The 7,995-nt window shown below is 74.2% G+C and carries 8 protein-coding genes; 5 read left to right on the forward strand and 3 right to left on the reverse strand.

Features of this window, described 5'->3' with window-relative positions; genetic code table 11:
• Positions 1 to 19 precede the first annotated feature (19 nt).
• Together ACFXPX_RS27575 and ACFXPX_RS27580 are read left to right on the forward strand one after the other, a co-directional pair.
• The gene (locus ACFXPX_RS27575; RefSeq protein WP_380530485.1) at positions 20 to 838 is read left to right on the forward strand and encodes a LysR family transcriptional regulator; all 819 of its coding nucleotides are present in this window, start codon (positions 20 to 22) and stop codon (positions 836 to 838) included.
• Positions 839 to 914: 76 nt separating this feature from the next.
• Positions 915 to 1,685: a phosphotransferase gene (locus tag ACFXPX_RS27580; protein WP_380643862.1), complete on the forward strand. Its 771-nt coding sequence runs from the start codon at positions 915 to 917 to the stop codon at positions 1,683 to 1,685.
• 30 nt (positions 1,686 to 1,715) lie between these two features.
• On the opposite strand, the gene ACFXPX_RS27585 is transcribed toward ACFXPX_RS27580, so the two are convergent.
• Positions 1,716 to 2,723: an NADP-dependent oxidoreductase gene (locus ACFXPX_RS27585; RefSeq protein WP_380591903.1), complete on the reverse strand. Its 1,008-nt coding sequence runs from the start codon at positions 2,721 to 2,723 to the stop codon at positions 1,716 to 1,718.
• A 201-nt stretch (positions 2,724 to 2,924) separates the two neighbouring features.
• Between ACFXPX_RS27585 and ACFXPX_RS27590 the strand changes: the two genes are divergently transcribed.
• Positions 2,925 to 3,491, forward strand: a complete 567-nt coding sequence (locus tag ACFXPX_RS27590; protein ID WP_380530494.1) for a Uma2 family endonuclease — start codon at positions 2,925 to 2,927, stop codon at positions 3,489 to 3,491.
• A gap of 15 nt (positions 3,492 to 3,506) precedes the next feature.
• Here the strand turns inward: ACFXPX_RS27590 and ACFXPX_RS27595 are convergent, their stop codons facing one another.
• Both ACFXPX_RS27595 and ACFXPX_RS27600 read right to left on the reverse strand, forming a co-directional pair.
• Complete coding sequence (locus ACFXPX_RS27595; protein WP_380591905.1) at positions 3,507 to 4,895, reverse strand: sensor histidine kinase; 1,389 nt, start codon at positions 4,893 to 4,895, stop codon at positions 3,507 to 3,509.
• Entirely contained in the window at positions 4,892 to 5,626 is a 735-nt protein-coding gene (locus ACFXPX_RS27600; protein ID WP_380530500.1) for a response regulator transcription factor, read from the reverse strand. The genes ACFXPX_RS27595 and ACFXPX_RS27600 overlap by 4 nt, the downstream gene beginning before the upstream one ends.
• Positions 5,627 to 5,698: 72 nt before the next feature.
• Between ACFXPX_RS27600 and murG the strand changes: the two genes are divergently transcribed.
• Positions 5,699 to 6,907, forward strand: a complete 1,209-nt coding sequence (gene murG, locus ACFXPX_RS27605; protein ID WP_380643864.1) for an undecaprenyldiphospho-muramoylpentapeptide beta-N-acetylglucosaminyltransferase — start codon at positions 5,699 to 5,701, stop codon at positions 6,905 to 6,907.
• Positions 6,904 to 7,947 (forward strand): GDP-mannose 4,6-dehydratase, encoded by a 1,044-nt coding sequence (locus ACFXPX_RS27610; protein ID WP_380530506.1) that lies wholly within the window; start codon positions 6,904 to 6,906, stop codon positions 7,945 to 7,947. The genes murG and ACFXPX_RS27610 overlap by 4 nt, the downstream gene beginning before the upstream one ends.
• Positions 7,948 to 7,995: the final 48 nt, after the last annotated feature.

A 7,995-nucleotide genomic window follows, 5' to 3' on the forward strand; every position in this document is an offset into this window, starting at 1 on the left:
GCATTGATACCTTCCAGGCATGGATCTCGACCTGCGCAAGCTCCGCTACTTCGCGGCGGTCGCCGAACACCGGCACTTCGGCCGGGCGGCGGAACAGCTCTACATCACCCAACCCGTCCTCAGTCGTCAGATCCGGGCCATCGAGCAGGAGTTGGAGTGCACCCTGCTGGTCCGGACCACGCGCAGCGTGGAACTGACCCCGGCTGGCCGACAGCTCCAGGAGGAGGCACGGGGGATCCTCGCGGCCGTCGCCGCGGCGGTGCAGCGCGTCCACGACGCCGACCGGGGCACCCGGCGGCTCGTCGTCGCCTTCTCGCCCGGCCTCCACGTGTCGGAGGCGATCCGCGCGTTCGCGCTGCGGCACCCGGACGTCGAGACCGACCTCGTCCCGGCGCGCTGGTGGGAGCCGGACGCGCCGCTGCGCGACGGCCGCTGCCAAGTGGCCTACCTGCGGCGGCCGTTCGACGACTCGGGGCTGCGCACCATCCCGATCGGCCACGAGCCCCGGGTCGCCTGCCTGCCCGCGACGCACCCGCTGGCCGCCCGCGCCGAACTCACCACCGCCGACCTCGCCGGCGAGCGGATGCTCGACGCACCGCTCCGGCGGACGGCCACGCTGGAGGAGAAGTTCGAACTGATCGCCTCCGGGCACGGCATCGGCCTGCTGCCGCTCAGCGTGGTGCGCTCCTACGCCCGCCCCGACCTCGTCCACCGGACCGTCACCGACGTCCCCGGAGTCGAGACCTGCCTGGCCGTCCCGGCCGACCCGGCCGACCGGCGGGGCACGCCGCTGCGCGACTTCCTGGAGATCGCCACCGCCACGCTGCGGTCGGCCTGAGTGCTCGGCCGCCCGGACGCCTCCCCGGCGGGAAACCCGCGCGACGCCGACCTGCGGGGACGGCTACGCTGCCCCGGTGATCGAGGACGGAGCAACGGACCGGGGCAGCGTGACCACGGTGCGGCGGATCGGGGACACCATCCGCCGGCCGGTCGGCGCGTGGACGCCCGCGGTGCACGCGCTGCTGGCCCACCTGGAGGCGGCGGGCTTCACGCGGGCCCCACGGCCGATCGCCGTCGAGGGCGGCGAGGAGGTGCTCTCGCTGCTGCACGGCGAACCCGCCTTCGCACCCTGGCCTGCCGTCCTGCGGTCCACCACGGGCGTCCACGCCCTCGGGCGCTGGCTGCGCGCCTACCACGACGCCGTCCGGGACTTCCGGCCGCCCGCCGGCGCACGTTGGCAGGGCGCGGAACAGGAATGGCGGCCAGGCCTGGTCATCCGGCACGGCGACCTCGGCCCGTGGAACGCCGTCTGGGACGGCGACCACCTGGCCGGCTTCATCGACTGGGACTTCGCGGCGCCCGGCCACGCCGTCGACGACCTCGCCCAACTCGCCTGGTACGCGGTGCCGTTGCGCTCAGCCGAACAGCAGCGGCGGGCCGCCGTCAGCGGGCCGGGGGTGCTGCGGGAACGCCTGGCCGCGCTGTGCACCGCCTACGGCGAGCGGCCGGAGGCGGTGCTCGACGCCCTGGACGCGCTCCAGGCCCGGGAGGCCGCGCGGATCGAGCGGCTCGGCGGGCGCGGCGAGCAGCCGTGGGCGGCCTTCCTCGCCCGCGGCGACGCGGCCGAGATGGCGGCCGAGCGCCGCTGGCTCCGCGCCGAGCGGGCGGCCCTGCTCGGCGGCTGAGGCAGCCGGGGCGCCTCCGGCGTCCGCGGTTCAGGACAGGCCCAGCACCAGCTTGCCGGTGTTCTCCCCGCGGAAGAGCATCCCGAGGGTCGCCGGGAAGTCCGCGACCGTGCCCTCGACCAGGTGCTCCTGCACCTTGATCCGGCCCTCGCCGATCCAGCCCGCGATCTCGGCCGCCGCCTCCGCGTACCGGCGGGCGTAGTCGAACACCACGAAGCCCTCCATCCGGGCCCGCCGCACCAGCAGCGACAGGTAGTTGGACGGGCCCTGCACCGAGTCCTCGTTGTTGTACTGGCTGATCGCGCCGCAGACCACCACCCGGGCGTGCATCGCCAGCCTGGTCAGCGCGGCGTCCAGGATCGGGCCGCCGACGTTGTCGAAGTAGACGTCGATGCCGTCCGGGGCGTGGGTGCGCAGGGCCTTGCGGACGTCCTCGGCGCGGTAGTCGACGGCCGCGTCGAAGCCGAGCTCCTCGGTCAGCAGCGCGCACTTCTCCGGCCCGCCGGCGATCCCGACCACCCGGCAGCCCTTCACCTTGGCGATCTGCCCGACCATCGTGCCGACCGCCCCCGCCGCGCCCGAGACCACCACGGTCTCGCCCTCCTTGAGCGCGCCGACCTCCAGCAGCCCGAAGTAGGCGGTCATCCCGGGCATCCCGAGCGCCCCGAGGTAGGTGGACAGCGGGGCCAGCGCGGGATCGACCTTGACCACCCCCTTGCCGTCCGACACCGCGTAGTCCTGGACCCCGAAGGACCCCACCACGTGGTCGCCGACCCGGAACTTCGGGTGGTTGGACGCGACCACCTCGGCCACCGCCCCGGCCCGCATCACCTCGCCCAGCCCCACCGGCGGCAGGTACGACGGCCGGTCGTCCAGCCACCCGCGCATCGCCGGGTCCAGCGACACGTACCGCGCCCGCCCCAGGAACTCCCCGTCCCCGGGCACCCCCACCGGCTCCTCCCCGTACGCCCAGTCCTCCGGCCGCACCTCCCCGACCGGTCGACGGGCAAGGCGGATCTGACGGTTGACGTCGGTCATGACGACTCCTGGGGGCGTACTCGCACGGCGGAAGAGGACAGGTGCCGATTCTAAGCAAGCGCTTAGTCATCTGGCCAGGGATCGTCCGAAACCGGTTCACTCGAACTGGTGACGCGGCGGGGTGAAGGCCGGAACGCTCTGTAGTGTTTCCGCTGGGCAGCCCCCGAGCGCGGAAACCAGCGCCGGAGAGGAGAACAGCAAGTGAGCACAGCGCAGATCGGTCCTGGCGACTACAGCCATGTGCCGAACCCGGAGCAGGCTCTGAAGTACGCGATTCAGCACATTGCGGGTGAACGCGTCGAGATCATCGAGGGAGTCATCACCCCCGTGTCGCCGTCCTGGGCGCATGAGCGCGCCACCGCCCTGATCGGCAAGCAGCTCGGCCGCCGAATGGATGAGTTGGGCTTGTTGGCGGGTTCAGGCAATCTCGATCTGCCGGGCACGCAGAATTTCTACCTGCCTGACATGGCCGTCCTGCCGGAGGAGCTCTTCGAGTCGGAGGGTGCCCTGCTGCCGGACCAGACGCTGCTGGTTGTCGAGGTGACCTCGCCGTCGAACGCTGACACCGACCGGACTGTGAAGCGCCGTCGTTACGCGCAGTTTGGTGCTCCGCTCTATCTGTTGGTGGACCGTCAGGAGGGAGCCTGCACGCTGTTCTCCCAGCCAGGGGAGTTGGGCTACACCCGGGTGGAGGGCCCGCACCCGTTCGGTGTGCCGGTGAGGCTTCCTGAGCCCTTCGAGGTGGACCTCGACACCAGCAGGTTCTGACCCGGCCTGCCCGCCTCAGGGGCCGACCGGCAGGCCGGTGAGGACGAAGCAGGCGCCGGTGCCGTGGTGCGGCGGGACCTCGCGGGCGATGAGGTCGGCGCCGTGGGCGCGGGCGATCTGGCGGGCCATGGCGAGGCCGAGGCCGGAGCCGGGGAGGCGGCGGGCGGTGTCGGAGCGGTAGAAGCGGTCGAAGACGTACGGGAGGTCCTCGGCGGCGATGCCCGGGCCGTGGTCGCGGACGGACACCTCCAGGGTGTCGGCGCCGTCGCCGGCCAGGGCCACCCGGACCTCCACCGGCCCGCGTCCGGCGCCGAACTTGGCGGCGTTGTCGAGCAGGTTCCCCAGCAGCCGCACCAGCCGGGCGGGGACGCCCGGCACGACCGCCCCGTCGGCGCCCGGTCCGACGGTGAGGGTGAACTCCTGGCCCGGCCAGTGCCCGCGCGCCGAGGTGACGGCGTGTTCGACCAGCGGCAGCAGGCGGAACCGCTCGACCAGGGCCTGGGGCTCCTCGTCCCGGGCGAGTTCGACCAGGTCGTTGACCATGCCGGTGACCTCGCGCAGCTGCCGCCCCAGCGCGGTGGCGGCCCGTTCGCGCTGGGCGTCGGTGAGGCGGTCGCCGCGGGCCAGCAGTTCGGCGTTGGTGCGCAGCGCCGTGAGTGGGGTGCGCAGCTCGTGCGAGGCGTCGGAGACCAGTCGGCGCTGGGCGGTGACCGAGCGTTCCAGCGCGTCGAGCATGGTGTCGAAGCTCTCGCCGAGCCGGGTGACCTCGTCCCGGCGGCGGCCGGTGGCCGCGTGGGAGGTGATCCGGTGGTGGGGGTCGCCGGTGGCGGTGATCCGTTCGACCGTGGCGGTGAGCCGGGTCACCGGGCGCAGGCCGGTCCGGGAGGCCCACCAGCCGAGGAACCCGGCCGCCAGCACCCCGGCGCCGCCGAGCCCGGCGAACGCGGCCGCGGACTGCCGTACGGCGCGGTCCACGCCGTCCGAGCGCAGTACGACCTGGAGCGCGGTGCCGCCCCGGAACGGCGTGACCAGCATCCGGGCCGGGAAGCCGGCGACGGTGGCGGTGCTGAAATAGGCGGAGCGCCGCCCGGCGGCGACCTCGCGCACGGCCGGGGTGACCGGGAACAGGTACGGGGCGACGGCCGTGCGGGGGTCGCGGGCCGGGTCGGCCGGGACGACCTGGGTGCAGGCCGGGGCGGCCAGGTAGCGGCACTGCCCGGAGAGCACGCCCGGCGGTTCGTTGCCCTGCTGCTGGACGGCGACGGTGGCGGCCTGGGTGAGCTCCAGCTCCAGCTGGTGGGTCAGTTCGTAGCGGATCACCGCGAAGGCGGCCCAGCTGAGGCCGAGGGCGACGGTGGCGACGGCCAGGGCGGTCGCCACCGCGAGCCGGACGCGGAGGGTCACGAGCCCGCGGCCAGTCGGTAGCCGACGCCGTGCACGGTGTGCACCAGGCGCGGTTCGCCGCCCGCCTCCAGCTTGCGGCGCAGGTAACCGACGTACACGGCGAGGGAGTTGGACTCGGGGCCGAAGTCCTGCCCCCAGACCCGCTCCAGCAGGGTCTCGCGGGTGAGCACCTGCCCGGCGTGCCGCAGCAGCAGTTCCAGCAGGGTCGCCTCGGTGCGGCTGAACTCCAGCCGGCGGGAGCCGCGGTGCCCGGTGCGGGTCCGCGGGTCCAGGACGAGGTCGGCGTAGCGCAGTTCGGCGTCGGCCTCGGCGCCGGGCGCGTCGAGGGCGGCGCGGCGCAGCAGTGCGCGCAGCCGGGCGGTGAGCTCCGCCAGCGCGAAGGGCTTGACGAGGTAGTCGTCGGCGCCGGCGTCCAGCCCGTCGACGCGGTCGTCGATGTTGTCCCGCGCGGTCAGCACCAGGACCGGGGTGCGGTCGTGCAGGGCCCGCAGCTGGCGGCAGACGGCGAGGCCGTCGAGGACCGGCATCATCACGTCGAGGACGACCGCGTCGGGCTCGTGGGAGGCGATCTTTGCCAGGGCGTCGTGCCCGTCGACCGCGGTGACCACCTCGTAGCCCTCGACGGTCAGTCCGTCGGCCACGGCCTCCCGCACCTCCTGGTCATCGTCCGCCACCAGAATCCGCACCGCCGACCCTCCGCTCCTCGTACGACCCCTGCCCGTTCGGGGCATACCGAAAGATAGCGGGCGAAGGCGCGCATTCTCTTAAAGGCCTCTTAGGCCGGCCCGCCACGGTGGTGAGCCATGGACACACCACTCTCGGTCGTGATCGGTGCCGGCGGCACCGGCGGCCACATCTACCCGGGCCTGGCCTTGGCGGAGGCCCTGCGGAAGACCGACCCCGACGCCGTGATCTCGTTCGTGGGCACCACGCGGGGCCTGGAGACCCGGCTGGTCCCCGAGGCGGGCTACCGGCTGCACACCGTCGACATGATCCCGTTCGACCCCTCGCTCGGTGCCCGGCGCTTCCTGCTGCCGGCGGACCTGGTCCGCGCCGCCAAGCAGGCGCAGCGGGCGGTCGAGGAGCAGCGGGCGCAGGTCGTGGTGGGGATGGGCGGGTACGCCTCCGCGCCGGCCGTGCTGGCCGCCCGGATGGCCGGACTGCCCAGTCTGATCCACGAGTCGAACGCCGTGCCGGGGCGGGCCAACGCCTTCGCCGCGCGGCTCACCCCGCAGATCGCGCTCGCCTTCGACGAGACCAGGGAGCACCTGCCGAAGGCGCGCCGACACCGGGCGGTCACCGTCGGCATGCCGCTCACCGGTGCGGTCGCCCGGCTGGACCGGCAGGCCGAGCGTGCCGAGGCCCGCCACCGGCTGGGTGTTCCGCCCGGCGCGCGGCTGGTGCTGTTCAACGGCGGCAGCCTCGGCGCGCGCCGGCTGACCGAGGCCGCGCTCGGCCTGGCCGAACGCTGGCGCGGCCGGACGGACGTCCGGCTGCTGATCAAGACCGGCCCGCAGGCCCTGGACGACACCCGGCTGCGGCTCGCCGCCGTCGGCGGGGACGCCGTCGCCGAGGCGGTGCCGTACCTGGACCGGATGGACCTCGCCTACGCCGCCAGTGACGTCGTGGTCTGCCGGGCCGGGGCGGCGACCGTGGCCGAGCTCGCCACCGTCCGGGTGCCCGCCGTGCTGGTGCCGTACCCGCACGCGCCCGGCGACCACCAGTTCCACAACGCCAAGGTGCTCGCCGACGCGGGGGCGGCGCGGATCCTGCGCGACGAGTCCACCGACGCGGACTCCCTGGCCGCCGTGCTCGACCCGCTGCTGGCCGACCCCTCCCGGCTGGCCGCCATGGGCGCCGCCGCCACCGGGGGGACCCACGCGCGGGCCGCCGACCTGCTGGCCGACTGGGTCCGCCGCCTGGCCGGCCGCTCCGGCGGCCCGGCCGCGACGCCGGCCCCGATCCCGAACCCGACCCCGATCCGCACCATCGAAACGGAGCTCGCCGAATGACCGCCACCACCACCGGCATGACCACCGTCGGCGCCACCACCGACACCACCACCGCCTGGGCCGACCGCACCGTCCTGGTCACCGGCGGCGAAGGCTTCATCGGCTCGACCCTGGTCGACCTGCTCGTCGCCCGCGGCGCCCGGGTCCGCGCCCTGGTCCACTACAAGCCGTACGCCGAACGCGGCTACCTCGCCGCCCACTTGGGCAGCGACCGGGTCGAGATGCTGGCCGGCGACGTCCGCGACGCGGGCCGGGTCTCGGACGCCGTGGCGGGCTGCGACACGGTGTTCCACCTGGCGGCGCTGATCGGGATCCCGTACAGCTACGACTCCCCGGGCGCCTACGTGCACACCAACGTCGTCGGCACCCAGAACGTCCTGGAGGCGGCGCGGCGGCACGGCGTGCGGCGCGTCCTGCACACCTCGACCAGCGAGGTCTACGGAACGGCGCTGCGCGCGCCGATCGGCGAGGACCACCCGTTGCAGCCCCAGTCCCCGTACTCCGCCTCGAAGATCGGGGCCGACATGATGGCGCTGAGCTTCCACCACGCCTTCGACCTGCCGGTCACCGTGGTCCGGCCGTTCAACACCTACGGCCCGCGCCAGTCCGCCCGCGCCGTGATCCCCGCGATCCTCGCCCAACTCCACTCCGGGGTACGGGAGCTGCGGATGGGCTCGCTGACCCCGACCCGGGACTTCACCTACGTCACGGACACCGCCGAGGGCTTCCTCGCCCTGGCCGACTGCGACCGCGCGGTCGGCGAGGCGGTGAACCTCGGGACCGGGCACGAGGTCTCGATCGGCGACCTGGCGGGTGCGCTGATCGCCGCCTCCGGCCGTACCGACGTCGAGATCACGGTCGACCCGGCCCGGCTGCGCCCGGCCGGCAGCGAAGTGCACCGGCTGCTGTCCGACAACTCCCGGGCCCGTACCTGGTCGGGCTGGCGGCCGGAGGTCCCGCTGGAGGAGGGGCTGGCCAAGACCTCGGCCTGGGTGGCCGAGCACCTCCACCTGTTCGACCCGAAGCGCTACGCGGTCTGAGGACCGACGCCGACGGCCCGAGCGGCGCACCCCCGGTGAGGGGTGCGC

Source organism: Kitasatospora sp. NPDC059146, assembly GCF_042786665.1.
Classification (GTDB): domain Bacteria; phylum Actinomycetota; class Actinomycetes; order Streptomycetales; family Streptomycetaceae; genus Kitasatospora.

Excerpts from the sequence above, each read along its gene's own strand:
- ACFXPX_RS27575 (WP_380530485.1), top strand. The coding sequence starts at position 20 with ATGGATCTCGACCTGCGCAAGCTCCGCTACTTCGCGGCGGTCGCCGAA.
- ACFXPX_RS27585 (WP_380591903.1), bottom strand. The coding sequence starts at position 2,723 with ATGACCGACGTCAACCGTCAGATCCGCCTTGCCCGTCGACCGGTCGGG.
- ACFXPX_RS27600 (WP_380530500.1), bottom strand. The coding sequence starts at position 5,626 with ATGCCCCGAACGGGCAGGGGTCGTACGAGGAGCGGAGGGTCGGCGGTG.
- murG (WP_380643864.1), top strand. The coding sequence starts at position 5,699 with ATGGACACACCACTCTCGGTCGTGATCGGTGCCGGCGGCACCGGCGGC.
- ACFXPX_RS27610 (WP_380530506.1), top strand. The coding sequence starts at position 6,904 with ATGACCGCCACCACCACCGGCATGACCACCGTCGGCGCCACCACCGAC.